The organism is Serratia sp. BNK-10 (genome assembly GCF_047456065.1).
GTDB classification, from domain to species: domain Bacteria; phylum Pseudomonadota; class Gammaproteobacteria; order Enterobacterales; family Enterobacteriaceae; genus Serratia; species Serratia ureilytica.
This window is the reverse complement of sequence record NZ_CP179894.1, coordinates 1617050-1640956: the sequence shown is the minus strand read 5'-3', so window position 1 is coordinate 1640956 and position 23907 is coordinate 1617050. Positions and strand designations below refer to the sequence as shown.

Annotated in this window: 28 protein-coding genes; 1 reads left to right on the top strand and 27 read right to left on the bottom strand. The window is 50.9% G+C overall.

All coding sequences use genetic code 11. From position 1 onward, the window contains the following. Position 1: 1 nt before the first annotated feature. From ACMGG9_RS07950 to ACMGG9_RS07890, 13 genes are all read right to left on the bottom strand, one after another. Positions 2 to 751: a phage minor tail protein L gene (locus ACMGG9_RS07950; RefSeq protein ID WP_414162044.1), complete on the bottom strand. Its 750-nt coding sequence runs from the start codon at positions 749 to 751 to the stop codon at positions 2 to 4. Positions 752 to 759: 8 nt separating this feature from the next. Further along, complete coding sequence (locus ACMGG9_RS07945) at positions 760 to 1113, bottom strand: phage tail protein (RefSeq protein ID WP_079450662.1); 354 nt, start codon at positions 1111 to 1113, stop codon at positions 760 to 762. Next, on the bottom strand, positions 1113 to 4238 hold the full coding sequence (locus ACMGG9_RS07940) for a phage tail tape measure protein (protein ID WP_414162043.1): 3126 nt from the start codon (positions 4236 to 4238) through the stop codon (positions 1113 to 1115). The genes ACMGG9_RS07945 and ACMGG9_RS07940 overlap by 1 nt, the downstream gene beginning before the upstream one ends. Next, positions 4231 to 4530: a phage tail assembly protein T gene (locus ACMGG9_RS07935; RefSeq protein WP_060431778.1), complete on the bottom strand. Its 300-nt coding sequence runs from the start codon at positions 4528 to 4530 to the stop codon at positions 4231 to 4233. The genes ACMGG9_RS07940 and ACMGG9_RS07935 overlap by 8 nt, the downstream gene beginning before the upstream one ends. 20 nt (positions 4531 to 4550) lie before the next feature. Further along, the gene (gpG, locus tag ACMGG9_RS07930) at positions 4551 to 4961 is read right to left on the bottom strand and encodes a phage tail assembly chaperone G (RefSeq protein ID WP_193146163.1); all 411 of its coding nucleotides are present in this window, start codon (positions 4959 to 4961) and stop codon (positions 4551 to 4553) included. 44 nt (positions 4962 to 5005) lie between these two features. After that, the gene (locus ACMGG9_RS07925) at positions 5006 to 5743 is read right to left on the bottom strand and encodes a phage tail protein (protein WP_060431777.1); all 738 of its coding nucleotides are present in this window, start codon (positions 5741 to 5743) and stop codon (positions 5006 to 5008) included. A gap of 11 nt (positions 5744 to 5754) precedes the next feature. Beyond that, a complete protein-coding gene (locus ACMGG9_RS07920) occupies positions 5755 to 6156 on the bottom strand; it encodes a phage minor tail U family protein (protein WP_414162042.1) in 402 nt (133 codons plus the stop codon). Next, positions 6153 to 6722, bottom strand: coding sequence for a phage tail protein (locus ACMGG9_RS07915; protein ID WP_414162041.1), 570 nt, complete (start codon positions 6720 to 6722; stop codon positions 6153 to 6155). The genes ACMGG9_RS07920 and ACMGG9_RS07915 overlap by 4 nt, the downstream gene beginning before the upstream one ends. Before the next feature lie 4 nt (positions 6723 to 6726). Next, entirely contained in the window at positions 6727 to 7002 is a 276-nt protein-coding gene (locus tag ACMGG9_RS07910; protein WP_043138198.1) for an ATP-binding protein, read from the bottom strand. Then, positions 6995 to 7318: a DUF2190 family protein gene (locus ACMGG9_RS07905; RefSeq protein WP_414162040.1), complete on the bottom strand. Its 324-nt coding sequence runs from the start codon at positions 7316 to 7318 to the stop codon at positions 6995 to 6997. The genes ACMGG9_RS07910 and ACMGG9_RS07905 overlap by 8 nt, the downstream gene beginning before the upstream one ends. 84 nt (positions 7319 to 7402) lie before the next feature. Next, the gene (locus tag ACMGG9_RS07900) at positions 7403 to 9427 is read right to left on the bottom strand and encodes a ClpP-like prohead protease/major capsid protein fusion protein (RefSeq protein WP_414162039.1); all 2025 of its coding nucleotides are present in this window, start codon (positions 9425 to 9427) and stop codon (positions 7403 to 7405) included. Further along, positions 9369 to 10880: a phage portal protein gene (locus ACMGG9_RS07895; protein WP_414162038.1), complete on the bottom strand. Its 1512-nt coding sequence runs from the start codon at positions 10878 to 10880 to the stop codon at positions 9369 to 9371. The genes ACMGG9_RS07900 and ACMGG9_RS07895 overlap by 59 nt, the downstream gene beginning before the upstream one ends. Beyond that, a complete protein-coding gene (locus ACMGG9_RS07890) occupies positions 10877 to 11092 on the bottom strand; it encodes a hypothetical protein (RefSeq protein ID WP_033646499.1) in 216 nt (71 codons plus the stop codon). The genes ACMGG9_RS07895 and ACMGG9_RS07890 overlap by 4 nt, the downstream gene beginning before the upstream one ends. A 297-nt stretch (positions 11093 to 11389) precedes the next feature. Between ACMGG9_RS07890 and ACMGG9_RS07885 the strand changes: the two genes are divergently transcribed. Further along, a complete protein-coding gene (locus ACMGG9_RS07885) occupies positions 11390 to 12784 on the top strand; it encodes a hypothetical protein (RefSeq protein WP_414162037.1) in 1395 nt (464 codons plus the stop codon). A 59-nt stretch (positions 12785 to 12843) separates the two neighbouring features. On the opposite strand, the gene ACMGG9_RS07880 is transcribed toward ACMGG9_RS07885, so the two are convergent. From ACMGG9_RS07880 to ACMGG9_RS07815, 14 genes are all read right to left on the bottom strand, one after another. Further along, positions 12844 to 14955 carry a phage terminase large subunit family protein gene (locus ACMGG9_RS07880; protein ID WP_414162036.1) on the bottom strand — a complete coding sequence of 704 codons (2112 nt, stop codon included), beginning with the start codon at positions 14953 to 14955 and terminating at the stop codon, positions 12844 to 12846. Beyond that, a complete protein-coding gene (locus tag ACMGG9_RS07875) occupies positions 14945 to 15454 on the bottom strand; it encodes a DUF1441 family protein (RefSeq protein WP_308342760.1) in 510 nt (169 codons plus the stop codon). Before ACMGG9_RS07875 ends, ACMGG9_RS07880 begins: the two co-directional genes overlap by 11 nt. A 277-nt stretch (positions 15455 to 15731) precedes the next feature. Further along, entirely contained in the window at positions 15732 to 15986 is a 255-nt protein-coding gene (locus tag ACMGG9_RS07870; RefSeq protein ID WP_414162035.1) for a DNA polymerase III subunit theta, read from the bottom strand. Between the two features lie 505 nt (positions 15987 to 16491). Continuing rightward, the gene (locus ACMGG9_RS07865) at positions 16492 to 16794 is read right to left on the bottom strand and encodes a hypothetical protein (RefSeq protein WP_414162034.1); all 303 of its coding nucleotides are present in this window, start codon (positions 16792 to 16794) and stop codon (positions 16492 to 16494) included. Between the two features lie 95 nt (positions 16795 to 16889). After that, positions 16890 to 17333 (bottom strand): lysis protein, encoded by a 444-nt coding sequence (locus tag ACMGG9_RS07860; protein ID WP_414162033.1) that lies wholly within the window; start codon positions 17331 to 17333, stop codon positions 16890 to 16892. Next, complete coding sequence (locus ACMGG9_RS07855; RefSeq protein ID WP_414162032.1) at positions 17330 to 17770, bottom strand: lysozyme; 441 nt, start codon at positions 17768 to 17770, stop codon at positions 17330 to 17332. The genes ACMGG9_RS07860 and ACMGG9_RS07855 overlap by 4 nt, the downstream gene beginning before the upstream one ends. Next, complete coding sequence (locus tag ACMGG9_RS07850) at positions 17757 to 18074, bottom strand: phage holin family protein (protein ID WP_049193441.1); 318 nt, start codon at positions 18072 to 18074, stop codon at positions 17757 to 17759. Before ACMGG9_RS07850 ends, ACMGG9_RS07855 begins: the two co-directional genes overlap by 14 nt. 763 nt (positions 18075 to 18837) lie before the next feature. Beyond that, positions 18838 to 19266 (bottom strand): antiterminator Q family protein, encoded by a 429-nt coding sequence (locus tag ACMGG9_RS07845; protein ID WP_414162031.1) that lies wholly within the window; start codon positions 19264 to 19266, stop codon positions 18838 to 18840. An 80-nt stretch (positions 19267 to 19346) separates the two neighbouring features. After that, positions 19347 to 20171 (bottom strand): putative phage abortive infection protein, encoded by an 825-nt coding sequence (locus ACMGG9_RS07840; protein ID WP_414162030.1) that lies wholly within the window; start codon positions 20169 to 20171, stop codon positions 19347 to 19349. 53 nt (positions 20172 to 20224) lie between these two features. Then, positions 20225 to 21220 carry a DUF968 domain-containing protein gene (locus tag ACMGG9_RS07835; RefSeq protein ID WP_414162029.1) on the bottom strand — a complete coding sequence of 332 codons (996 nt, stop codon included), beginning with the start codon at positions 21218 to 21220 and terminating at the stop codon, positions 20225 to 20227. Further along, entirely contained in the window at positions 21205 to 21531 is a 327-nt protein-coding gene (locus tag ACMGG9_RS07830) for a hypothetical protein (protein WP_414162028.1), read from the bottom strand. Before ACMGG9_RS07830 ends, ACMGG9_RS07835 begins: the two co-directional genes overlap by 16 nt. After that, complete coding sequence (locus tag ACMGG9_RS07825) at positions 21528 to 22250, bottom strand: replication protein P (RefSeq protein WP_414162027.1); 723 nt, start codon at positions 22248 to 22250, stop codon at positions 21528 to 21530. The genes ACMGG9_RS07830 and ACMGG9_RS07825 overlap by 4 nt, the downstream gene beginning before the upstream one ends. Next, on the bottom strand, positions 22247 to 23161 hold the full coding sequence (locus ACMGG9_RS07820) for a helix-turn-helix domain-containing protein (protein ID WP_414162026.1): 915 nt from the start codon (positions 23159 to 23161) through the stop codon (positions 22247 to 22249). The genes ACMGG9_RS07825 and ACMGG9_RS07820 overlap by 4 nt, the downstream gene beginning before the upstream one ends. A 198-nt stretch (positions 23162 to 23359) precedes the next feature. Next, entirely contained in the window at positions 23360 to 23893 is a 534-nt protein-coding gene (locus ACMGG9_RS07815) for a YmfL family putative regulatory protein (protein ID WP_414162025.1), read from the bottom strand. Positions 23894 to 23907 lie beyond the last annotated feature (14 nt).

Here is a 23907-nt window from a genome sequence, read left to right as displayed (position 1 = left end):
GTTACCTCTTCAGTAATGCTGATCCCGGAAAGCCGCCAAACGGCAACGGTGCAGTCGTCCCCCAGCGCTTTTTACAATCGCTAAGTTGCCCACCACACTCGTCTTTAGCCGGATCATCAACCGGGTTACCGTCTTCATCGAAATAATTCGTCCCGGTGTATCCGCAAGATGCGCCACGATATTGCCCGCGGATGCACCAGGTGCAGAGGCTGTGGATCTGCCGAGTCGGGATCTGAATACCCTGGAGGTCTGCAGGGGAAGAGAGCTGAAATTCGATAACCTCATTTTCTTCGCTGGATTTGCTATCGATATAGAACACGTCCAGCTTTTCTTTCGTCGGGTCAGCCTCAGGATTACCCTCCGGGTAGTTCCGCGCATCAAGATATTGAGCAAAAGTGAAGTGACGGATCACCTTGGCCTGCGCCATGTTGTCGTAAACCAGACATAAGGCAGAGATCGTCCCATCCAGATTGGCAACACTGAGTGTTGGCGTGGGCGCATTGCCATCACTGGTGACTTCGAACCCCTGAGCCTGAATGGGCCACGGCTTAAACTCCCGCCCCTGCCACCAGATCGATTTGGCCGGTAGCAGCGCCGGGTCACCGCCGCTGGCTTTCAATTCGTCTTCGGTATACGGGATCGGATAGTTGTGGAAAAAGAGTTCTGGGCCATCGAACTGGGTGCCGTCAACATGAAACAAATACACCTTGCTCCCCGGCCGCAGAAGCTGAAGATCCGCATTAATTGACATGGTTTTTCCTACGGGTGGTATGCGCGCGTGAATGTAACAGTGAGGGTATAGTTTCTGCCCTGTGCGTTAGAAAATGTGGGCGTTACCGTATAACGCCCGGCAGTGTAGAGCCCCAATTTAAAAAGAGGGTTCCGCCATTGAAATGCACGATATCCGCCATGCTCTTGTAAAAAATTGACGATCTGGTTTATGAAGTGCCACGGCCCAGAAAACGTTAATGGCCAGCTCTCGTTCTCGCTGTTGATGCCATCGCCGCTTACCTGCCTGTACCCATCGCCAAATCGAACCTCTCTGATGATTGGCTCAAATTCCCCTTCAGCACCGTAGCGTGAGCGGTAATTGAACGTTTTTAGTTGTGCCATTATCCGCCCCTCCCTCCGCGAATAGCCCTCGTTAATACCCCGTTCTGTCGAAGATCCTTATCCCTCAGTTCACGATATTTTTGCGAAACATAATTGCCTATATCAGCCCCAAACGATTCCAGGCCCGGCGCCGTTTGCTGCTGTGATGCCTTCCCGTTACCATCCAGGTAGATATTCACCTGTGGCGCCGTGCCGGTCGCACCCGCCGAGGCAGTGTTATACGCACTAACACCCAAACGGCCATCTGGGCCACGCTTCAATGGCAATATGCCCTCTGCGCCAGCCTCACCCATCACGCCGGCTCCTTTGGCGAAAGCGAAGAACGTAGGCTGATTCACGACCTGCCCGCTATATGCGCTCAATGATGGTGACGAATAAACGTCCCCTTTAGCGTTCGCAAACATCGGAACCTGGCCGGGGTTATTTCCTCCACCACCCATGGCGCCGAATAGGCTCTGCAGCCCCTGGCTCATTGCCATTCGCAACGCTATTTTTGCAAGATCAGAGAGGATCGCCGTAGTGAACTCTCTAAAACCGGCTTTCCCTGTCGTTACAAATGACGCCAATGCGTCTTCCATGCCTGAGAATGCAGAAGTGAACAGGGACTTTGTCATGCCGGCGGCATCCGATGCCTGATCCTGATAGTTGCTCCAGGCACTGGAAGCACCGGCCATCCAGTCACTGCGCAATTTGTCCTCAGCGGCATAGTAGTCCTGAGCTGCTTGCAGCTGCCGCTGATAACCAGCATCGTTCAGATCTCCTCCCTGATTTTGCCAGCCCTGTCGAAGCTGAGCGAAAGTGCTTTCCCGCTGCGCAGCTCGATCTCCCAATCCGGCGCTGCGCTGTAGCGCCTGCTGCTTTTCCGCCATTTGGGTGACATATTTTGTCGAGGCATCCTGCAATTTGTTCAGCCGTTCCTGGTGAGCAATTTGATCACCGAGTTCGGCTTTTTGCTCTGCCAGAGCCAGCACCTTATCCTTGCTGGATAGCAGTGATTTTTCCTGAACAGAGAGCTGACGCTTGCCAGAAGCCTCTTCAAGCACAGCGAATTGCGCCTGCGTCTTCCACAGATCTTTGCGCTGCTGGCTGATCGTGTCATTCAGGCCCGTGTGCTGACGCAGCACCTGCAATTGTGCCTGAAGCGCCAGCAGTTCCGACTCTGCGCTATCCGATGCCTTTTCACCTGCCGGCGTGCGGTATTGTGGCCCCTTTGGTTTTTTCGGATCCTTGAATTGCTCGTTAATGCGCTGGATCTGCTTGTCACGCTCAGCTTCTGACTTGATCAGACCTTTTTCAAAAGCTTCGTTCGTTTGCCGGATCAGCTTCGCACGCTTTTCTTCCTTGGTTTGCAGTGTGGTTGCCAGCGCATCCTGCTGCTGTGCAAGGCGCAACCGATCCTGCTCTTCCGCTTTTTGCTGCTGCGCAATATTTGCGAGACCTTGTTGAACACCGCGCTGCAGATTCAGGGCGTCAAGCTGGGAGTTAAGAGAAGCAAGCTCGTCACGCCACGCCTGAAGTTTCCCGTTCTTCTGGTTGTAACCTGTCCGTTCCGAATTTTCGATCTGCGCCTGCAGACTGGCAGCACGTGACGCCAATTCAGCTGCAGCATCGCCGGCGGTTTTGTCACGAAAAACACCCGTGATGGCATCCCACATACCGCCGGCCATATCTTTCAGCGTGCGCATGTAGGACTCAACAGAAGAAAGCTCGGTTTTCATTTTTTCGGCGGCGCCATGCATAGCTTGTGCCGCCAAATCAGATGCCAGCTTCACCGCGTCCATGTGCCGCCCTTGTTCTTCAAGGGATCGAATGTTGGCGTACTGTTCAGCGGTCAGGAAATGCAAACTGTCATTCAGCGCCAGAATCCCCTGGCTGGGATCCTTGGCAATAGCAGTGAATTTTCCGGCCAAGACGTCCAAGCCTTCGCCACTTTCTTTCGAAAATGCAGCGATCGCCTGGCTTACCTGAGAAAAATTTGTTCCGGCCGGCGCGCCAGCGGCCAATAAGGCTTTCAGAGAGTCGGTGGCTGAGGTGAACGATTGACCTGCAGCCATCCCCTGCTCAACCAGCCCCTGCAACCCCTGTTTTGTCAGCCCAGACACGCCATTGGTTCTGGCTAGTTCTCTGTTGAGATCGGCAATTCGCGTGCTGCTGTCATATGCACCATAGGCAAGTAACCCCAATGCCACTGCGGATCCGCCAAACAGCAACCGTGCCGGGGTAAGTAGCCCTAACATGGCACGCAGCGCGTTACCCATACCGCCAAAACTATCTTTGATCTGGCCACCTTGCTGGATGGCTACTAACCACACCGGCGCGCCCGCGGCGAGTGATGTGGTGATATCAGTAATCTGCATCGGCAGCTGGCGCATGGCCATGCGATATTGACCTGCGGAGATCGCACCACGTTTCCAGGCGTCCTCCTGTTCACGGATTTTGGCAATCAGCGGCGCCGCCTGCTGCGACACACCTAATTGCGCAGCCTTGTACTCCTGAATCTGAGCGGCCGTTTTTCCCTGCAGGGCAACCTGCTCACGCAATTTTTGCAGATAGCTTTCTTTGGCCTGTTCGGCGGCACGCTCTGCCTGAGCTAATGCCCGCTCTTTGGTAGCGGTTTCCGTAACCAGTGAAAGATAGTCGCCTTGCGTTATATTCCCCGCAGCCCTCGCGGCTCTGATCTGCTCCTGAATAACGCGCAGATCTCTGAGGCTATTTTCCTCGCCCTTAATCGCGTCGATCTGGCGGAAAAATGATGCAGTCAGACGATCCTGAGCATCACCAGTAACCTGGGTTTGCTGCTGCTCTTCTCTCAACCGGGCGCTAAGTTCTGCGATACGCTGGTGCGTTTCATCAACGGCGCGTGACGCCTCAGCCCATTTTCCCTTCATTCCATCAACGGCGATGGACTGGCTGGCCAGCATCTTTGTTGTAGCGCCCGCGCTGTTTTCTGCTATGCCGCCGATCGCTGATGCCTGCCGCTCAGCCAGGCGCCGCATTCGTTCAGTGGACACATCGGCCTTTCGGCTAGACTCAAGCAGCTGACGCTCAACGCGTCCCATCTGCTCCTGAAACGAAACTGTATTTGCATCCAGATTGACGACGAGATCAGCAATCTGCTCAGCCATAGCGAACCCCTCCGAAAATCCCCTCTCCGATCAACATAAGATCATCGTCCGTCTGCTCTATTTCCGGCTCTGGCGGGGTCAGTAAGCTGTAGTCACTGGGATAAATAGGATCATCGCCGGTAGTGTTCAGCGCCACCAGCATGGCCTTGAGTGACGAAAATTGGGTATCAAGCAAGCCATCAGAAAAATGATTTTCCCGATAAAAATCAGCCCACTCCCCCAGCTCAGATGCGCTGATCTCTGAAAGCATTCGCCTCCAGTCTGGGCGCTTGAATTCGCGCGCCAACCGCATGGCGAACTGGATTTCGGAGGCTAAGGCTTTTCCGGGGTGATTTCCGGAGCGTGATCAGGTTCATCGACCACGGTAGCATCCGCTGCAGGTTCAATTTCCGTGGGGATCATATCGCTCAACGTCAAAATTTTGTGGCTGCAGCCGGCGATCGCGGCGCCAGACCAGTCAACCAAAATATTCTGATGAAGATTTTCAACATCTTGTTTTTTGTCGATATTCCACATAGAGCGAGCAATCACCCAGGCGTTAATTCGCAGGCGCATAGTGGTAAATGCGATATTCTTGTCAGAATCACTGGTGTCATCAGGCATCGCATCAAACTGATCGGCCTCTTTTTTGATAAAAGCCAAATAATCAATGCGTTGCAAACCTGAAAGCTCGCTGATGTCGATCTTCTGATCGGCATATTCGAAAGTGTCTTTTTTCAGCATAAATCCGTCCATAAAAACGCCCCTTTCGGGGCGTAGTTGTAAATTTAAGCGACGGTGATTTTGGCCAGCGCCACAAACAGCCCGTCATTCGTCATGCCAACAATGTCAACGCTGCCCGCTTTTATCCCTTTAACTTTCGCCACGTTGCCGTTAAGCGTCACTGTGGCGGTTGCTGGTGCGGAGGAAGAAACCCGCAGCGTTGCATCCGTGGCGTTCGCAGGTAAAACACTGAAAGTCAGATCGACGGTAGCACCGACCGCGACATTGGCAGTTGCGGGCGCGACCGTCACGCCGGTTACAGGTACTGATGGAGTAACTTCATCTTCTGCGAGCAGCGGGCGGCCGCTGTTAGTCACCTTGATGGTTCGTGTGATGACTTCTTTGGCAGTCACAGTTTTACCGAGGCTGCTTACCCAGCCCTTGAAAACGTCCACAACACCGTTGGGGTACTTGATCTTGTAGCCGCGTACCTCACCCGAATTAAACCATTCAGCCAAACCCTGCTGACCAGTTTCACCCGGTTTCCATGCCAGCGTGAGGTTTGCTTCACCGGCGGACTTGGCCCCTTGCGACGTAGAATTCCAGTCCGAATCTTCGTCATCGAGGTAGTTGTCGTCGTTCGAGTCAGCGGTAATTTCACCGGGCTGCAGTTCTTTAATTTTGGCCAGACGCGTCCAGCCATCATCGCTTAACGGGTTGTCGTAGGGTTCACCACTACCCGTGTATACCCAAAACGTTGTCCCGGCGCCCTTTACCGGCGCCAAAGGATTTGGAGTTGCCATTATCAGGCTCCTTACATGGTATAAGTCAGTTGATAGGAAAGGTCGGCGGCGCCCCAGGTGGCCATTTCATCGTCTCGCTGGTAGTCGTAGCCAACGGGGCTCATGGCTTCTACCAAGGGGGCCAGTTCAGGGATATCGTTCAGAATGGGGTAGATCTTCTCTTCTACCCACTGATCGAGCGCTGCGTCGGGTTGAGTGGCTTTGAGATACACCACGATGTGCAGCATCGCTCGCCAGCTGTCCGTATCCAGTTCACTCCCCGTATAACGCGCGTCATCGAGGAAAACGGCGACTGCCGGCAGATCGTTCTCATCGATGAAGGCCGGGCGGCCGTCAAAATACGTCACGTCATCAGTTATCGTTGAGCGACAGCGCTCAAGCACTGCGTTGCGGATCGCGGTGTGCTTAATCATCCAATTTTCCTCGCAAGATAAAGCCGCAGCTGGTTTTTCAGGGCATAGCCCATTTCCTTACCCATATCGGTTTCCAGCAAGCGCCGCGTCTCTTCCTGGTAGGCTTTGGTTAGTGGTGTCACCAGCGGGATTTTGACGACTTCGATGGGATAACGTGACCGACCGACACGCCGCATGACATGCCAGCGGCCATTAGCCAACTGCTGAATAAATGCATGACGAAAGGTAAAACGCCCGATCTTCAGTACGCTTCCCTGTTTGCCAACAAAACCTACCCGGCGAGAAAGCTGTACCCTGGCCGCCCCCAGTTTGATCGCCGGCAGATTACCGCGGTTGATTGAAAGCGTCGCACGTGGTGGATTTTGCTCAGCACTCGCTCTTCGCAGCCTGGCGCGTTGCCGGATCAGCTTCTGCTGTACCCTCACATCCTCAGCCACCAGCTTGGTACTCCGGCTGATAGCTCGGCCTGCCACGCGGTTTAACGACTGGGCAGTGGCGCGCGGCACCATGGATTTACTGAGGGTGTTCAGATTACGAATAGCCTGCTCGATACCTTTCATCGTCATTCCCCTATTCGATCCAGATGTGAGGCTTACCGTTAAACTGCTGATACCGCGTCACAATGTAGGATTTACCGTCGAACTCCACCGGATCATTACGCCGGGGGCGGTATCCCGCGGTAAATACCACCAACGAGATGCCATCTCCGCTGACCGCCTGCAGTTCGGGTAAAAAATGCGCCTCAACGACAATATGAGGCGCCCCACTCAACATGACAGGTTTGCCGAACCGGGATTGCGTGACGCGATCCATCCGCGCGGCCATCCTGTCAAACGGGTTAGCCATTGAGTTTTACCGCAACCACAGTGACGTCTTTCGCCGCCGCCTCCCAGGCAAAGCCAGCAGCCACAGCGTCTGTCGCGGCCAACTGCACGACGCCATCCTTGATGAATACCTTTTTGCCGGCCGGAATGATATCCGCCGCCAATTTAGGCAGTAGGAATACCCCGGAAACAAAACCATCACCGGTGCGGCCGGTTGCGATGTCCGTAATCGCTACGGCGACCAGATCACCCACGACAACAGGATCGCCACTGGCAATTTCCGCGACGGCCGCGGTAATAGCGATGGTGTTACCGTTCTGCACAAAATTCTTAGCCATTTGAAACTCTCCATACGGCCCCAGAGGGGCCGAATTTCAGGTATAAAAAAAGCCCGTCAGGGCCATAATGATTGCGCGGTTGGCTTATTTGCCGGACGAATACGTCAGGCCACGGTGATCGATCGGAGCAACACCGGCGTCAATGCGCACCTTGGTCGCAATACCATCGGTTTCAAAGCCTTCCATCTGGTCGATGTACGGCGTATCGACACCATTGAGGTAAGCAACCTCAATGGTGTCACTGCCCTTGGCTGAAGCCAGATACCAGGCCAACGGATCAGCATCATCGAGGCGCGGCTCACCAATCACAGAGGCAAAGTTTTGGATCGGGTTATTAATGCCGGCATTGATATCTGCCCCTTTCACGCTGGATGACTTGATGGTCTGGTTGGCGATCGTTTCCAAAGCGGTCGGTACCAGCAAGAATGCAGGACGAATATTCAACGAACGGCCGGTAGTCGGTTCTTTCTGTGTCCGCATCAGCTGACGGGCTTTATCCAGGTTACCGACGTCAATGGCGCCAGAAGTCATGTTTTTGTGGTCGGCACTGAACAGCTTTTTACCGTCCGACATGACTTTGTTATCGACCAGCACGGCATAGACCAGATCGCCAATCGTCGCTTTCGCCGCCCGGCCCATCTTCATCGGTACATCCGTTAGTTGGTTGAGGTCGTCGTTGATGATGGCCTGGCGGGTAATAGAGAAAATTTCACCGTAGGTTGCCAGTGCAATTTTTTCACCGCGATCGCCTGTGGTGACGTACTTGTATTCTGCCCCCTCCCGTACCTGGCGAAGCGACGGGAAGCCCCCCAACCCCACGCGTGTTGCAGTTTTAAAGTCGGACAGTTGGCCTTTCTTCGTCCATTCTTCGAAAGTTTCATCAGCTTCATCCCATCCCAGCAGAAGCGACTTGTTCGCCACATCCAGCAGAATGTTGCCGAAGTCAGACGTGCTGTGCGTAAGCGCCAGACCGACCATTTGCATTGGGTTATATGCTGCGACACCGATGCCACGCTCAGTCAGGGACATTCGGGCCAGTTCTCGCAGTGTCATACCGTTATAGGCATTGCTGTTGTCACGTTTTTCATAGCCGGCGCGGGCCATCAACACCTGACGAACACCATCACCAACAATGTTACCGTTACCGATATGCGCTTGTGCGCCGATCGCGGTTTTGTCTGATGGGGTCGTATCTTTACCCAGCATTTCCAGCAGCTTGTCTTTTGCCGCAGAGACGGTGCAATCCAGATCAGCGATGCAGCTGGCCTGAAGTTCCTGATGCTTGCCGCCGAACATGGCAAACAGGTTATTAATGTCGGTCACCCGGGCCTTTTGTTCTGCCACCACCTGCGCGCGAATTGCAGCAGCATCCAGAGTATTGTCCGGTGCCGTCGGGGCTGGTTGTGGCTTCGGCTGCGGTGCAGGAGTCGTGCTGTTACGCGGCGGGGTGATCAGGTTACGGATATCATTTGGCATTTTTTCAAAATCCTCAATGCGTTTGGAATGAATACAGGCCATGGCCTGCAGAGAGGGGGTGACCTGATCAGCAAAACCTAAAGCGAGGCATTCTTTGCCATCCATCCAGGTTTCATCGTCAAGCATGGCGGCGATTTCATCCGCCGACTTTCCTGTTTTAGCGACATAGGCCGGGATCAACACGTTCTCGACCTTATCCAGCAAATCTGCATAGTCCCGCATGTCATTGGCGTCGCCGCCGGCGAAGCCCCATGGCTTATGGATCATCATCATGGTGTTTTCCGGCATGATGACGGGATTGCCAACCATCGCGATCACTGACGCCATGGAAGCCGCCAGGCCGTCAATATGTACAGTGATCGCAGCGCCATGATTGCGCAGGGCATTAAAAATGGCGATGCCGTCAAAAACATCGCCGCCCGGAGAGTTGATATGCAGGTTAATCTGGGTAATGTCACCCAGTGCCTGCAAATCATTAACAAACTGCCTGGCCGTGATCCCCCAGTAGCCGATCTCGTCATAGATGTAGATATCGGCAGAGCTGTTAGCTTTGGCCTGCATGCGAAACCAAGAGTTATTTGTTCCGGCGTTCGCTTTGGGACGATGACTCGCCCTGTTTCGTTGCTTCGGCACTGGTGCCTCCTTTGTCGTTGGCGGGATCGGTATCAAACACCAGCCCCAGCTTGTTGTTTTCGTCAATTTCAGCTTTGCGCCGGCGTTTCACCTCTGCCGGATTGGCGCCGCGAGAACGGATCCAATCACTTTCAGTGGCAGCGCCACCTCTCACCTGAACTTTCCAGCCATTAGCCTCTTTCAGCGGGTCAATCCACGGCATCACCGGGCCGCTATACACAGCGTTAAACAGCGATTTCTGATCGAGATCAGCCGGGGTTTTTATCACGCCAGAGGTGATCGCCATCTGCAGCCAGTTTCGGTAATTCGGACGAGATATCGCGGCCACAAACGAATCTTGCAGGATGTTGTAACCCTCGAATGACTCCACCAGCTCTTGGCGTTGGGAGGAATAGGTGCCGTTATAGTCACGCGCGATGCTGGAGTAGCTGCCACGGCTACCGGCAGATACTGCCCGTAACTGACCATTACGGAAGTTTTCAAGGTTGGGATTAGGACGATCCGACTTGATCATGCCGATTTCTTCACCCGGCTGAAGCCCATCAAAGAGCATGCCAGGGACGATATCCATTTCACGAGCATCATCAGGCGAGTTATCCCCATCGTATGACTGCCCATCGCCTTTTTTTACGTACATGCCAAGCGCAGCGGCAATACGGGCTGCGGTCAATTCAGCATCCTCGTAATCCTTCAGCGCACTGAGTCGGATAAGGATCCCGGAAAGCAAGCTGTTACCCCTGACCTGGTGCAAGCGACGCACAAATTTCAGGTGCAGCATGTTCTCTGCTGCGATCTCTTTGACATTTCCCAGGGCAATGCCCGACGTGATCAGAGATTTGTAAACCTGATATTTTTGGGGCCGGCCCCAGTTATTAAGGAAAATCCCCTGACAAAGCCCTGCCCCACTGTCATTGCTGTCCAGGGGCACAAAATCAGGCTCCAGGGCTTCCAGCCAAAACGGCACGCCGGCCTGCGGGGTCAACCCGGCCACTTTTCCCTGAACCATCTGACAGAACACCTCGCCGTCACGCAGCCAGGTGCGTGCCAACAACCGCTCCATTACCGGGCGGGTATATTGCCCAGTGACTTCCGGCGCCACAGACCACTCCGCCCATGCGGCTCGAATATCCTTGGCCAGATCATCCGCTACCTCGCCAGTTCGCAGCAGTGGCTGAGGCTCAACGATGATCCCGCGCGCACCAACAATGCGTTCCTCCATCTTGTCCAGTAAGCCAATCACCAGATCGTGGTTGTTATCCAGCCAGCGCGCCTGCTCTCGCAAAGAGCGGCCACCAAACTGCGTCAACTGATTAGCGTTACGGTTTTCTCTGCGTGCCTTATGGGTTCGAGTCGGCATTACCGCCTCATAGGCAGCAATCTTATAGCGAGCCTGCAACCGACCAGCTTTCCATGCCGGCGAGAGAATGCCGATCACATCATCGATAAAACTCATGGGAACCTCGCCACTTTGTACATCGGCCGCCCGCGGCGCGATGCGATCAGATCGCTTAGCCTTCGCTCCCAGTACGCCCGCCCTTTGCGGATTTCTGACAGGCTTTCCATCGTCATTGATTGGCCGTTAAACGTGATCGACTTCCCCTCCAGAACCGCCTTTTCCGCAGCCACGTAGCCCTGGATCATGTTTTCGATATCGGCCTGATTCATAATCAACCTCCTGTAGGAATTAATATGTAGAAGCGATGTGAATTCACTTATCCCGGCTGAGTAATTCACTTCAAAACATAATAAACACATGCAATAATTTGCTGGTTATTTATTAACAAATATGTTTACACGCATCATGATTTTTTATCGATTAATAATAAAAACAACGCACTTACATGCACCACTTTAATTATTGTAAAAAAATGCGCGCCCATGGTATACTTAATAATCAAGAAATCAATTTAACAGCAACCTGATCCTTTTAAAATTTAACTTCAAGTAACACATGGGCATTTTATGACTCCTGAAGAATATAAAAAAATATATAGTTCCACTATTAGCAACTTCAACACAATCATAGATAAGAGAATCAAAAACAATAAAAACTTCAATTTCGACATGGAATTATTAAAACCAAGAATTATTGAAATTGCCTTTAGAGCAAAAAGAATAATGAGTGGCATTAGCAAACATGATCCAATTTCCTTTCCAAATGACTATTCAAGAGTAGAAAGTGAAAGATATATAAGAATTATCACGAGATTGTATGAAACTACTGACATGATAGTTAACGATGTTAGTACAGTAGTAGAAATTGACCTTCTGGAAACATCAATTGATAAACTAATCCCAATTTATAGAATAGCGCACTCCTTTATAGTTACATCCAGTATTGATGAAAAAATAGCCTCCTTCAACAAGGACATGGATGAAAGAACTGTTATAATTAATGACTTAATAAAAAACTCCGAGATACAACTAAAGAATGTAGGTATCTTAACAAAGGATGCCAAGGGGGTGAGCAATGAAGCTCTTCGCTTAGTTGATAGTTTAAGGAAAGATATAGAATCAGCTAATGAAAAATTTGCCCACATTGACAACATACTAATGAAAAGTGAAGCTGCCTATGCAAGTATAGATAGTGTTAAAAGCACATTAAATACAGCATCTCTTTCCTTAAAGTCATTGCAGGACAAAAATGAGATTATAACAAAAGATCTTAGCTCTTTTATTTTGTCATCAGAAAACAAAGTAAACTCTCTATTGGCCAAGGAGAAAAGAATAAGTTCCATTGAAAGGGATCTAACTAGCGGAATTACACAATCTCAAGAGTTAATTGAAAATGCAAAAATAGCCATGACATTAACCGGCACATTTAGATTATCAAGATCATTTAAAAGTGCATATTTAATCGCAAAGAAAACAAGGGATCGTTGGGCATTAGCCTCATCAATATCTGCGATATTAAGTCTTGCTTTCGTTGGAGCGATGCTTTACGAAATGTACACCTTCGATTATAAGATATTTCAAAACTCAACCACACCTGCTATCATGATGTTTATAGCAAGACTATCTATATTGCCAGTTGTATTAGGTTTCTTTGCATTTTGTGCTATGCAATACATAAAGCAAAATAATATATGTGAAGATTATGCCCATAAAAAACTACTTTCTGAAACATTAATTTCATTTAAAGATGAACTGTCCAATTCAGATAATGAAAAAACAACGAGTTATCTTTCAGAGATATTAAAAGTAGTTCTTCGTTCTCCAATAAATTTAGTAGATAAAAAAACGCATCAGGCTGAAATAGGGCACATAAACTCAATAGTTACACAAACAAATGAGATCGGGAGAGCAATTCTTGACAAATTCACATCAAATAAACCTCCCCAGCCCAATGATAAATAGAAAAAAGATTAGCTAAAGGACTCCAGTAATCTAGTAGACATAAATTAATATCTACTAGATTACAACCATCCTCCGGACGAGTTTATGGGTGCCCACGCTGAATATTTACCTTCAGGTGCTGCAATGTCCTTTTGTTTGATGATTCTTTCCGATGAGGCAAGAGAGACCGGTTTATGTGAGGGAGTTCGGGGCTCAATCATTTCAAATGGTTTTGCCCACGGTGGCGGCTTCTCCCATTTGATCTTCTCGTAACCTCGCAAGATCACCAGCGCCTGCGCGTAAACCATCAAGTCGAATGCTTCGTTGGCACCGCGGCCCGGCTTCTTCCACTTTCCATCTGGACTACGCTCTTCGTACGTCAGCTCGTCATAAAACCATTCGCCGATCCAGTCGGGGAAATGTACAAAGTTAGCCCCCGGCGTACCACGCAGCAGCGCGTTATTAATCCGGTCTTTCAACACGTTGGTTTGCAGAAGATAAAGCGGCACATCCCCACGTGCGTGCGCGCGCCGGTTTGAACGTTCTGTATTATCGGGGAATGTTTTACTGATCAGCTTGCTGCGTGCCTGGCTGTCACCCTTGAAGAGATAAACTCTCTTCTGCACCCCATTCCGGCGGCATTTGCGCCAGAATTCGTACGCATTACCCGTTACACCGTCCTCACCGCCGGAGTCAACAGCCATGGCCAGCACTGGCATTTTTACGCTGGGGTCTTTATCCAACGGCCAGCATTTATCGAGTACATCCGTACGCAATAAGTCCCAGTCTTCAAGATAGGCGGCCGGATCAACCGGCAGGCTTTCGCCGTTCTTATCAAAACGCATCGACTGCCTGATGTTGTAGCGATCCACCAGCCAGCGCTCGCCATGAGCGCCATATCCCATGACCTGCACGACAAAACGACGATTTTTCCCGCCCTGAACATCCACCGTTGCCACAAGGAAGCGTACCCCTTCGGGAACCGCGCGCTTCGTGACAGGCTCCGCCCGTGCCATCAATGCATCCGATTTTCGCTGTTCGGTTGCTGACTGCGGCAGATAAGGCAAGCCCCAGTCGGTATTGATGATCGCCTTCAGCGTTTCCTCGCTGCCATTGGCTTCAAAGTCTTGCTCAGCCGTCAGCAGCTTATAAACCAACTGTGCCCAGGTTTGATACGCCGCCGCCGGCCCTTCCATCCAGAAGGAGGCGATGCGCGATCGCCGCGGCTCGCCATAACGTTCACCATTTGCCCTGATTTTCTCCTCATCTTTCAGCCACACACCGCGGCCATTCAGTTCACGCTTTTGATTTGCGGTTATCCGCCCGGCACAGTGGGGGCATTCCATATAGGCTGCTTCGCTGGCCACGACCGGATCGGTATGCTCGCGAAACCCTGTCATGTTCGCTTTCACTGGCTGGAAGAATTCACCACAATGTGGGCACGGCCAATACCAGCGTCGCCGATCGCCACGATTATACAGCGACAAGATACCGGTTGTCGGCGGCGCTTCATGCAGCGAACTCGGCCGCCATTTACTATTGGAGATCTCTCGACCAGGGGAACTTTCCACCAGTGTCATGCCTGATGACATAAACGTGGTAGTTCGCTTCGATGCCAATGAGAAGCCATCCCCTTCTCCATCAATATCATCTGGCCAGCGGTCATAGTCCGTCAGGGCTACAAACTTATAATCCGAGGATGACATGATGTTGACCGATGGCCACCCTATCTTCAGATAGTTGCCTGCACGGAATGTTTTATCGTGAACGTTGTTGTCGTTGGTTCGGGGACTAAGACGCTTGGCTACTTCCTTGCTGACACGAAACGTCCTGTCGAGGCGCTTTTTGGAGTGCTCACGGGCTTTTTCTTCGGTCATCTGAATAAGCAGAAAATCAGCCGGATCGCAGACGATGGTATAGACGATCCAACCGTCAATAAGCCCTAATGTTTTCCCTGTCCGCGCGGGGCCGACAAAGACCACAGCATCATACCCGCGCGATGCCAGGCAGTTCATCGGCTCAATAATATACGGGGTGAGAGTCGCATCCCATGGAAGTGAAATCCCGGCGCCCATTGGAACCTTCATATATTTAGCAACAGCCTGCGCCACCGGCATGCGCCGCGGCGGTTTTAGTAATGTGGCCACTTCACGACGCAGGGCGCTGGCCGATGCGTAACAGTTAGTTATCATCGTCTCCCTCCTCCACTGTCACGACTTCCGCTGCCAACATTTCCCGCATTTCATCTATGGCCGCCTGAGCTTCAGCTATCTGATCCGGGCGCCAACCCCGGTCACGCTCCAGCTTATCTGGCCAGGTATCAAGCACCTGCGAAATGGCCTTAACCACTAACGCCATTTCCCGGTGTGCCTCTGATGCCGGGAGCAGCTGTTTAAGCGACTCCTCAAGCTTGATTCGTTCATTTTCCGACTGGTACCAGTCCTTGCGGTCTTTCGGCCCCATCTTGTTCGGATTCTGAAGATCTTCAATATCGGCGGGCTCGGGCGCGCCAAACAACACTGGCCCCACGTCTTTAAGGGCATAAACAGGGTTGCCTTTCACCGTGCCGGCGATCGGCGTATTAGCCTCAAGCAGCCGCTTTCGCACCGTGCCGCGGTTCAGCCCAAAAGCTTCAGCAATCTTCGCTACGCTCCAGTTGTAGGCGTCCCCCAGATTGCTGATGTTGGACATTGACACCTCACGTTGTCAGGTGAAGTCACGATTTATTTCGTTAACTCAAAGGGTTGCAAGCTGGTCAGATGACAGTACCATTTCGACTTTGTCACCTGAATTACGTTTTTATTTCTATATATCAAATAGTTATCACACCTGCTGCTGACAGCATGAAAATTCAAAAACTAGCCGTTTTCCGCGAGGTCGCCGCCCCGTGGCTGGGGTACCCCCTCGGGAGTACCTTTTGCATTTTCCTTGCTCGCAGGCATAAAAAAACCCGCCGGAGCGGGTTCTGTCATTTCTTGCCGTTGGCCTCAGCCATCTGCTGGTATCGCGGGTCGTTTGGCCCTGGGAATTTGTGGCTCTGGCTCCGGTAGTACTGCAGGCGCTCGCGGAATAGCTCGCGTAGGTGTTCAGGCTGTTCCGTCTCCACCTGAGCCGGAACGATCGGCATGTTCATGCGCTCTTTGTACGCCACACCTGACGCCGCAAGGTCTACGTTAACCTTGTCCATTTCTTCTTTTGGCAAATTGCCGAGGTTGTATGACATGAAATCCTCCTGGTTCAGAGGATGATACGCCAGCCTGGAACTGCATGTAAGAATTAATCACTCACTATAGGTAGAGCGCTTCACAGCGGATAAACCCTGACTATAGGCAATAGCCGACACAATTGATAATCAGCGCAGCCGTTCAGAAAAGCTGATTCGTTACACCAATAGACAACATAACGTACTAGCCATCCATTGGAGCCTTATCATATGCACCTATCACCCGAGTTTTATCAGGCGGCAGCGGCATTTTTCGTGCTGCTAACACCTTTAACGCAAGCCATTTTCCATCTCATCCAATACTACTTCCCCATCCAGAAATAACCGCAGCATCAGCCACACCTCTCGGAGTTGCCTCGCCACTTCCGTCTTTCCGGCTGCCAAGACGTGATCACCTCCAGCAGGGTTCACAGTCTTATTCCTTGTCGGGAGAATTCTTCATCACGCAGCAGCTTCGGAAAGCCACTCTGTGATGGAAAAAAAACCGCCCGAGGGCGGCCGTATTTTAATCTAGTTTATCTCTGTGCTCTTGCAGATAATGCAAGATCGCCCCTTCGAAGGATGGAGGCATATTAAACTTGATTGCTGTTTGAAAACCACCGATACCATAACGCTCTTTGTAGCCGCTGCGAGTAATTTCAAACTCATCCACAAGAACAAGAACTTTAGGATCTGCAATCCCCTTGTTTTGTTCTTCAATGACTTTAACTAAAAAAACGTCACTATTTATTTCAATTACATCATAACGAACAAGCCGTGTGTTTGTATCACACGATATATAGTGAGTTTTTACGTTTGAGTAAATCATAGTGAGTTCCTTATACAGTGGGAAGCTCAGAGTAACTACACACAGTTTGTAAATAAAGCATTATCGATGGCACTCAGTGAATGCCACCTGTAATGCTATCTGAGGCAAACCTGATTGATGTAATCCTGCAATCCGGCGATCTGCTTATTGGCTATTTCGATTCGCTCTCTGAGACGAAAATAATCCCGTTGAGCGGCGTCAGTAAGTCGGGGGCCGGTTGCATCAGCCACGCCGGCGGCGCCGCTGGTTGGGCACGTGGCGGCGAGCTGCAGCTTGCTAGTGCCAGCGGCAACAGCGCGCTGCAGATCATCAATCTGATTCTTGGCATCGTTTAGCTCCTTGGTGCGGTGCTCGTCGATGGCGGCCACCGCGCGCTGTGTGCTGTTCTGCCAGTCGAGCTGGCCAGATAGCTGGCTGTTGGCCGTTTGCAATTTGTCGCGTTCGTGGCGCAGCGCCTGATTACTGATAGCGAAATACGCCAGCAGGCAGAGCACCACGGCCACGATAGCGGCCTGCCAATGCGGTAACGGCCATTTCATGATAAAAACATCTCGCGCTCTGCTGCACGGCGTGCAACCAGACCATCCAGACGTTTCCCGCCAGCATTTACCCACTTACCGAACTCGTCGGCGGCGCCTTGCTTGTCGCCAGCATTCAGCTTTTTCAGAAGCGTGGATGTGCTCAGCGACCGCAAGCCGAGGTTATACGCAAAGCTCACCAGCGCATCGAATTGTCCCTGAGTGATGCGCGCCTTCACCAACTGATTAACGCCCTGCTCATACTGCACAACGCCGCATTTCAACAACCGGTCGGCAGTGGTCTGATCAATCTGCATTCCGGGGCCGACTTTCTTACCGTCAACTGGCTGCGTCCATCCGTAACCAACCGTCCAGACGCCAACCGAATCCTGATAGGCTTTCAGCCGCAGGCCTTCAAAGCGCTTAATCAGCTCAATGCCGTCTTTACTGATATTCATTGCTATCGCTCGCTTTATTCAGGAATCGACGTTCCAGCGCCTTAATCAGCGACGCACCAGACCAACCAGCCATGCCGCACACGCCGCCCATTACCTCCGAAGGCCAGTCGTAATGCAGGGCGATCATCACCATAGTTAACCCGGCGAAGATAGAAACGAATAGCTGCAGAAACAGCGTGCGCCAACTAAAGGCCTCGCCGTTCAGCACCTTGAATGAGTAACTGGCAATGGCTCCCAGCAGGGTCATACCGAACGCAATCAGCATTGATAGGATGTTGGGTTCGTTCTTCCAGGGCATTTTCATAACCTCCCCCTTCCGGGGCTCTTTCCCGGCTTCGGGTTATGGGTAGGGTTCAGCCACCAGCCGTAAACGCTGCCGGTAAGAGGGGGCCGTGTGTGTCGTCCGTTGGCTGGGGCTGAAATGCAAAAAGGCTACACCGAGGTGCAGCCCTGTTATTACTCGACTTGTAATCAGCTTTTAGTGGTCACTGCCTATGTATAGTATTACTCGCTGGATTACAGATTGGTACACTTGCCAGTGATATCACTGCGCCAAGATTTACCCTTGTCCTTGACCTTGCAGTTATGCGCGTCTCGATGGCTTAAAACTTTTCCAGAGCAGTTCTTTGCGCTATAGCATGTGCCAGCAGCTGCAGAAGCGGTTAGAGGGAGTAAGAGGCATGAAGATAGTACAACTAAAATCGACAAATTTTTCATAGCATATTTCCTTATGCGTGAATTCATAAATTGGTCTTTTCGTTGCGCGCACAACAACTTTAAAATAACCTCCTCATACTTCCTGTCACGCTTTTATGCCACTTCGTATATTGAATGTTTAGGTAAACTTCCGAACAAAGTAGACATTTTGGAGTTTTCATCCGCGAAATCATCATCAAAACTCACAGTATGCATGCCCCCTTATGGCTCCCTTCCCTCAGAAGTCACTTTGATAAAGTGTGTGCATGCATTGTGGTTGACTGTTTTGACAAGGGGCTAAAAAACGACAAAACCCCGCCGAAGCGAGGTCTTGAAAGTTGATAAGCTACGTCACTGCGTAACCACTCTTATCAGACTAAAACACAATTTGCGGACCGCGTTAGCGTTTTATCATAAATATTTTCACGTTCTGTTTCCGGGTCCATCTCCAAACGGATATCCAACATCGACAAGCACCCTTCTATGAAGTTTTCCCCCATCTGCAACCCTATCCTGATCAGCTTCTCGTCCTTTTTGAACGCCCTGGCTATAGCGCGCTTTTGCATGTTGAAGATGTAGTGCAGGACTACCAGTTGATATTCATCCGGGCGACGGCGCTTCAGCTGAGCCATGCATCCTTCAATGACCAGTCCGTCATCATCACAACACGACAGGCGTGATTTACCTGTCTGGGGCAATAACCCTTTAAACCCTGCCGCAACCGGTGAGTAGTCCACTCCGCTGTTGTAACCAGAGGCCCAACCGCCCCAACGCTCTAACACTTCCTGAATATCTCTCATACTTTTTCTCCAGGCGTCTGGCCCGCATGCCAGTTCACCTATTACTCCACACTTTGATATAAAGATTATTCGTAAATTTCTTAATGATTAATAAGTTGTGAGTGGTTTTTTTCTAAATACATCCCATTAGGCATATTATCAAATAATTCAAATCTTTTCGCATAGATTTCAAACTTCCTGCCCTCCTTATATATACAGTTATAAAAAAGCAACCCTAACTCATAGTTTGAGAGCTGAGCTCTTACAATATTCGAATATTTCTTTTTTTCAAGATCGCTTAATTCTGCATCATCTATAAACTTAAAGATGTTAAATAAGAATCTAAAGTAATGTCCAAGATCTTGCTGTTTTTGCACATAGAACCTAGAATACACTAATGAAATATTATCTTTAAAGAAAATTATTTCTTTTTCACTCAATACAATTTTATTTCTACCATTTAATATCGATTTTCTGTACTCCGTCCTAAACTCATTATAGAAAAATTTAAAACAATCTCGACCACTCCTGCTGTTCTGACCAACAACATCAATATCAGAAATTATACTTTGAAGTAAAGATAACAGTTGAAAAAGACTTGACTCTATTTTTTGAACCCTTAAGAATTCATTTTGATTTTTCAAAAAAGCAGTTTGGTTGTCAAGGTGATTTGTTTGCGTATTCATGAAATCCATTTGCTTGTTAGCAAATTCACGAGTGCTTTCAATCGTCTTTTTCTGATCAAAATTATTGTGAATTACCGCTGCAAATGCAAAAGCTGAGAAAATAGAAGTCAGTACTCCCCAAGAATCACCAAACTGACCTATTTCCTCCGGCCTCCACCCTTCGAACGGACCAGCACCAAAATAAACAAGCAATGAATAAACAAAACAAAGTATAAATATTGAGCTGTAAACTAATGACATAATTACACGATCCTGAGTAATTTTTTATGAGTAGAATACTTCATTATCAAAAACTATGAAATAGCACCGACTGATAACGAATGGTCAATGAATCTGAACCACAGTTCGATTTGATTGCCGTGCTCTTCTTCCCACCGTGACATGTCACGATGCAATTCATCATGGTGTTTACGGCAAAGTGGAATGGTAAAAAAATCGTGCGCCTTGGTTCCCATGCCACCCTGCCCGTGGCCAATGATGTGATGGGGGTCGTCCGAGGGTGCTCCGCAGCATGCGCATGGCTGAGACTTAACCCAACGGGTAAACTTCTCACTGGTCCATCGCTCACGCTTTGGAATCTTGAATAACGCCTTTGGTGGCGCAGGATCGATAACTAACGTTTTGGCCGCTTTTTTGGCTTTCTCGGCAACAATCTGGCGTGCCGCCGGCGTATGCTCGATATCTGATTCTTTCTTAATCCCAGCAGGCACGCTGTGCGGCGCCACACGCAGTGATGCAGCGGCTACCTCTTCAGGGATCAGATCGATAACCTCTTTGACCCAAGCCCACCAGCAAAGCTCAGGCAACGTCAGCTGGTGGGATTCGTCAAACATGAAGTGCGCGCGGGCGCGGTATACAACAAAATCAGCCACATTCTGCCCTGCCAGCTTATTCAGCATCGGGCTCGTCTGCTCACGGTATTTGTGCTGGTGATGCCAGCACATCCTGATGCTATGGTCGCCGTATTCCATCACGCTGACGTTCTTGTCGTGATACCCATCGGTGCTGGCGCACTGGCATTCAAAACCACGGGCTAACCAATCGCGCATAGCAGCAGACCCACCAGCAGCGCTTAAAACTCGCTCATGCATGAAGAACGATCGGAAGCGTGGATCAGTTGCCAATTGCTGTTCTACTGCCGGCAGCGTGCCAGATGGCATCTCGCGGAATTCAGGCGGAACCCTAGTCACCATAACCCGATCACCGAACAAAGACATCAGATCAGCACCTGGTTTCAATATCACCTGGCCGAGCCCGCTGATGATGATAGGTTTCAACAGGCAGCGCATTGCATCACCTCGCTGAATCTCAGTTCCACTTTCCCGCCTTTCGTAACCGGTCCCCACTCCGCCTCTATGCGCTTAATCTGGCTGTCATCCAGCCATACTCCAGCATGCGTGTCGTAAACCCCGTACATCTCCACCACCAGCCGTTCAAGGTCACGCAATGTGCGCCACGTTGCCCCTGCTGCGGCATTTCGAACGCGGCAAATCTGGCTATCCGGGTTGTCTTTCAGAAAACCTTCGCGAACCAATCGACGAATGCCCTTGTTGATGCGATCGCTTTCTAATGCTTCTACCGGGATCGTTAATTTCTTCATGAGTGATTTCCCTCTCGCTTCGAGCGGATGCGCGCCAGCAGCTCTTCACCTTTGCGCTGAAATTTGCCGTCTTTGTCGATTAGCTCTGACGGCGCCGGGATGTATTGCTTGTGGGTGATTTGTGGTGCAGGGGTTGGCACTCGTTCGCCCTTGGCCAGCCGTTTAGCCCATCGATTGAGATGCTGCTGAATTGACTTGCGGATCTCGCTTTCGGTGTAGTTGTTCTGAAGCATCAGATGGCGAACGTCGATCACAATCCAGTACATAACCGGCGCCGACCAGTTGAAATCTTCAGGCCGGGCATGCTGACCGCGATTCGCGCTGTAGCGCTTGAACTCCGCTTCAACCTCATCAACGGATGGCAGGCCCGCATTCTCGGCGGCGCCAGCCTTACACCAGCCAATAAACTTCCCACAGCTCGGCCAGAAGTCGCTTTCTTGCTGACGGGCCATGCGCATGCCAGCCTGCAGCTGCTCAACGGAGGTGATCCCATTCTCCGCGAATGCCAGGATCCACTGACGTTTTGAGGCTGCGACTTCTGCAGGCGTGCTAAGCGCTGTTTGCTTAGCAGCGGGAAAGACTTGCATGAGATTGACGAACAGCAGATCAACCAATTTTTCAGCGTTCCCGTTGACCACTCGCGCCTGCGGTTCTGCCGGCATCATCCGCGCCAGTGCGTTACCGTCGCGATTTTGGACAGCGCTCATGAATTTATTCATAGGGTGTTCTCCCATGCTTCAGCAGTGTTCCAATGACCACCAGCCGCTGAGGCAGGGTTAACGCTAAGTTTCAGCGTCAAGTCGTCCCACTTCTCACGCAGCTTTGACGGGCTCAGGATGTTCTTGCACCAGAATGGATCCCGGTTTGCCTTCGCAAATAGCTCGCAGATCTGCTTGTGTGTGCGGCCGTCCTGCGAGCACATCAAGCGAATTTCGTTTGCCCAGTCCGCCCAGTTAGGCTCCTTAGGTCTTGCCACCTCTCCATCACTTTCTGCAGCTTGCTCGTACAGTTTCACAATGCGAGAGCGGATCCACTCCGCGCACTGCAGGTCTTCAGCACTACCCCAGATTTTTTTCTTGGCACTGAATACCGCCGCTGCAGGGTGCCGAGATAAAAACTTCTCATCGCATGATTCGTCGGGTTGCGGAGCGACCGGACAAGAAGGTTTTTTGTCTTTAGGTTCTAATGACTGGTTCTGGTGCCACGAGCTGCCACAGGGGAGGCCACCAGATGACACAGGGGCTGTGTTTTCTGACGACTCACCTATGCTTTCTCCTGACCCACCTGTGTTTTTTGGCGGCATAGGGGCTGTGCTTTTACGTGACATAGGGGCTGTGTTTTCTAGCGACACAGGGTTACCAAGTGTCAGTTGGTAAATGTTTGATGTGTTGCCCTTTCCGTTATTAACGCCCAGGCGGTTCTCTTTCGAGAGCAGCCCCATTTTTATCAGTGCAGTGATATGAGCCTTCACGGCGCTCTTGCTGCACTCGCAATGGTCAGCAATGTGCTGATAGGACGGCCAGCATTCGCCTTCATCATTGGCGTTATCAGCCATCTTAATCAGCACCAGCTTACGCAGGGGATTGCCAACCTTTATGCTCATTGCTTGAGCCATCAGGTTCATGCTCATGCAGCAGCTCCCGGCGCCGGCAGTGCCAAATACTTGAAACGATCCACAACTTCCTGCAACGCGCTGTGGGTGACAGGCATCCACCCGCCCGGTATTCTCATCACATAACGCAACGGCATGAGCGGCTTTGAACAGCTTGAAGCCACACACCGAAATTGCCCACGCAGCCGACTATCTGCTAATCTGTTCATGCGTTAATTACTCCACACGTTTAATTGATGCACTCGACGCCCGGGACCGCATATCCTGGGCGTCACCCTCTCCAAACATCATCACTGTCACCGCGTAAATCTCAGCCACCAGCGATTGGATCCGGTAACCCTTCGCTTTCAGTTTTTTGCTCTCGTCGCTGTCCAATACCCCATCAGCTGTAAATTCGTTATGTGCCTTGGCAAACAGTCCCAGCGCCGACATCAGTTCGTTGAACTTCACCAGCAACTCTTCGTTATCCACCTGCTCAATCTCCGGTAGCTTCACGAAAACGCCACCAGCCCGTTTGCACATTGCTTCAGTGATATCGCTACGACCAGAGATCGACTCCATTTCAGCTGCCATACCCAGCGGCACGACTTGACCAGACACCTGGCGGACCCGGTTACGCAATGCGTTCTCGGTACCGGAGACTGGATCTAACTGCTGCGCCATCGCGCTGTACTTGCCGGGGAACAACGTGATCAGCTTGTGCATCGCTTCGCTAATGTCGTCCTGGGTCGGAAAGTCTTTGTTGTCCACAAGGTTTCTCCGCT

Bases quoted from the DNA above. Each gene is read 5' to 3' on its own strand.
- ACMGG9_RS07865 (WP_414162034.1), bottom strand. From the start codon at position 16,794: ATGATTTACTCAAACGTAAAAACTCACTATATATCGTGTGATACAAAC.
- ACMGG9_RS07870 (WP_414162035.1), bottom strand. From the start codon at position 15,986: ATGTCATACAACCTCGGCAATTTGCCAAAAGAAGAAATGGACAAGGTT.
- ACMGG9_RS07855 (WP_414162032.1), bottom strand. From the start codon at position 17,770: ATGAATATCAGTAAAGACGGCATTGAGCTGATTAAGCGCTTTGAAGGC.
- ACMGG9_RS07945 (WP_079450662.1), bottom strand. From the start codon at position 1,113: ATGGCACAACTAAAAACGTTCAATTACCGCTCACGCTACGGTGCTGAA.
- ACMGG9_RS07875 (WP_308342760.1), bottom strand. From the start codon at position 15,454: ATGTCCAACATCAGCAATCTGGGGGACGCCTACAACTGGAGCGTAGCG.
- ACMGG9_RS07910 (WP_043138198.1), bottom strand. From the start codon at position 7,002: ATGGCTAACCCGTTTGACAGGATGGCCGCGCGGATGGATCGCGTCACG.
- ACMGG9_RS07915 (WP_414162041.1), bottom strand. From the start codon at position 6,722: ATGACGATGAAAGGTATCGAGCAGGCTATTCGTAATCTGAACACCCTC.
- ACMGG9_RS07840 (WP_414162030.1), bottom strand. From the start codon at position 20,171: ATGTCATTAGTTTACAGCTCAATATTTATACTTTGTTTTGTTTATTCA.
- ACMGG9_RS07890 (WP_033646499.1), bottom strand. From the start codon at position 11,092: ATGAATCAGGCCGATATCGAAAACATGATCCAGGGCTACGTGGCTGCG.
- ACMGG9_RS07850 (WP_049193441.1), bottom strand. From the start codon at position 18,074: ATGAAAATGCCCTGGAAGAACGAACCCAACATCCTATCAATGCTGATT.
- ACMGG9_RS07835 (WP_414162029.1), bottom strand. From the start codon at position 21,220: ATGCGCTGCCTGTTGAAACCTATCATCATCAGCGGGCTCGGCCAGGTG.
- gpG (WP_193146163.1), bottom strand. From the start codon at position 4,961: ATGCTGAAAAAAGACACTTTCGAATATGCCGATCAGAAGATCGACATC.
- ACMGG9_RS07885 (WP_414162037.1), top strand. From the start codon at position 11,390: ATGACTCCTGAAGAATATAAAAAAATATATAGTTCCACTATTAGCAAC.
- ACMGG9_RS07830 (WP_414162028.1), bottom strand. From the start codon at position 21,531: ATGAAGAAATTAACGATCCCGGTAGAAGCATTAGAAAGCGATCGCATC.
- ACMGG9_RS07940 (WP_414162043.1), bottom strand. From the start codon at position 4,238: ATGGCTGAGCAGATTGCTGATCTCGTCGTCAATCTGGATGCAAATACA.
- ACMGG9_RS07860 (WP_414162033.1), bottom strand. From the start codon at position 17,333: ATGAAATGGCCGTTACCGCATTGGCAGGCCGCTATCGTGGCCGTGGTG.
- ACMGG9_RS07895 (WP_414162038.1), bottom strand. From the start codon at position 10,880: ATGAGTTTTATCGATGATGTGATCGGCATTCTCTCGCCGGCATGGAAA.
- ACMGG9_RS07820 (WP_414162026.1), bottom strand. From the start codon at position 23,161: ATGAGCATGAACCTGATGGCTCAAGCAATGAGCATAAAGGTTGGCAAT.
- ACMGG9_RS07905 (WP_414162040.1), bottom strand. From the start codon at position 7,318: ATGGCTAAGAATTTTGTGCAGAACGGTAACACCATCGCTATTACCGCG.
- ACMGG9_RS07920 (WP_414162042.1), bottom strand. From the start codon at position 6,156: ATGATTAAGCACACCGCGATCCGCAACGCAGTGCTTGAGCGCTGTCGC.
- ACMGG9_RS07950 (WP_414162044.1), bottom strand. From the start codon at position 751: ATGTCAATTAATGCGGATCTTCAGCTTCTGCGGCCGGGGAGCAAGGTG.
- ACMGG9_RS07925 (WP_060431777.1), bottom strand. From the start codon at position 5,743: ATGGCAACTCCAAATCCTTTGGCGCCGGTAAAGGGCGCCGGGACAACG.
- ACMGG9_RS07880 (WP_414162036.1), bottom strand. From the start codon at position 14,955: ATGATAACTAACTGTTACGCATCGGCCAGCGCCCTGCGTCGTGAAGTG.
- ACMGG9_RS07825 (WP_414162027.1), bottom strand. From the start codon at position 22,250: ATGAATAAATTCATGAGCGCTGTCCAAAATCGCGACGGTAACGCACTG.
- ACMGG9_RS07935 (WP_060431778.1), bottom strand. From the start codon at position 4,530: ATGCGGTTGGCGCGCGAATTCAAGCGCCCAGACTGGAGGCGAATGCTT.
- ACMGG9_RS07845 (WP_414162031.1), bottom strand. From the start codon at position 19,266: ATGAGAGATATTCAGGAAGTGTTAGAGCGTTGGGGCGGTTGGGCCTCT.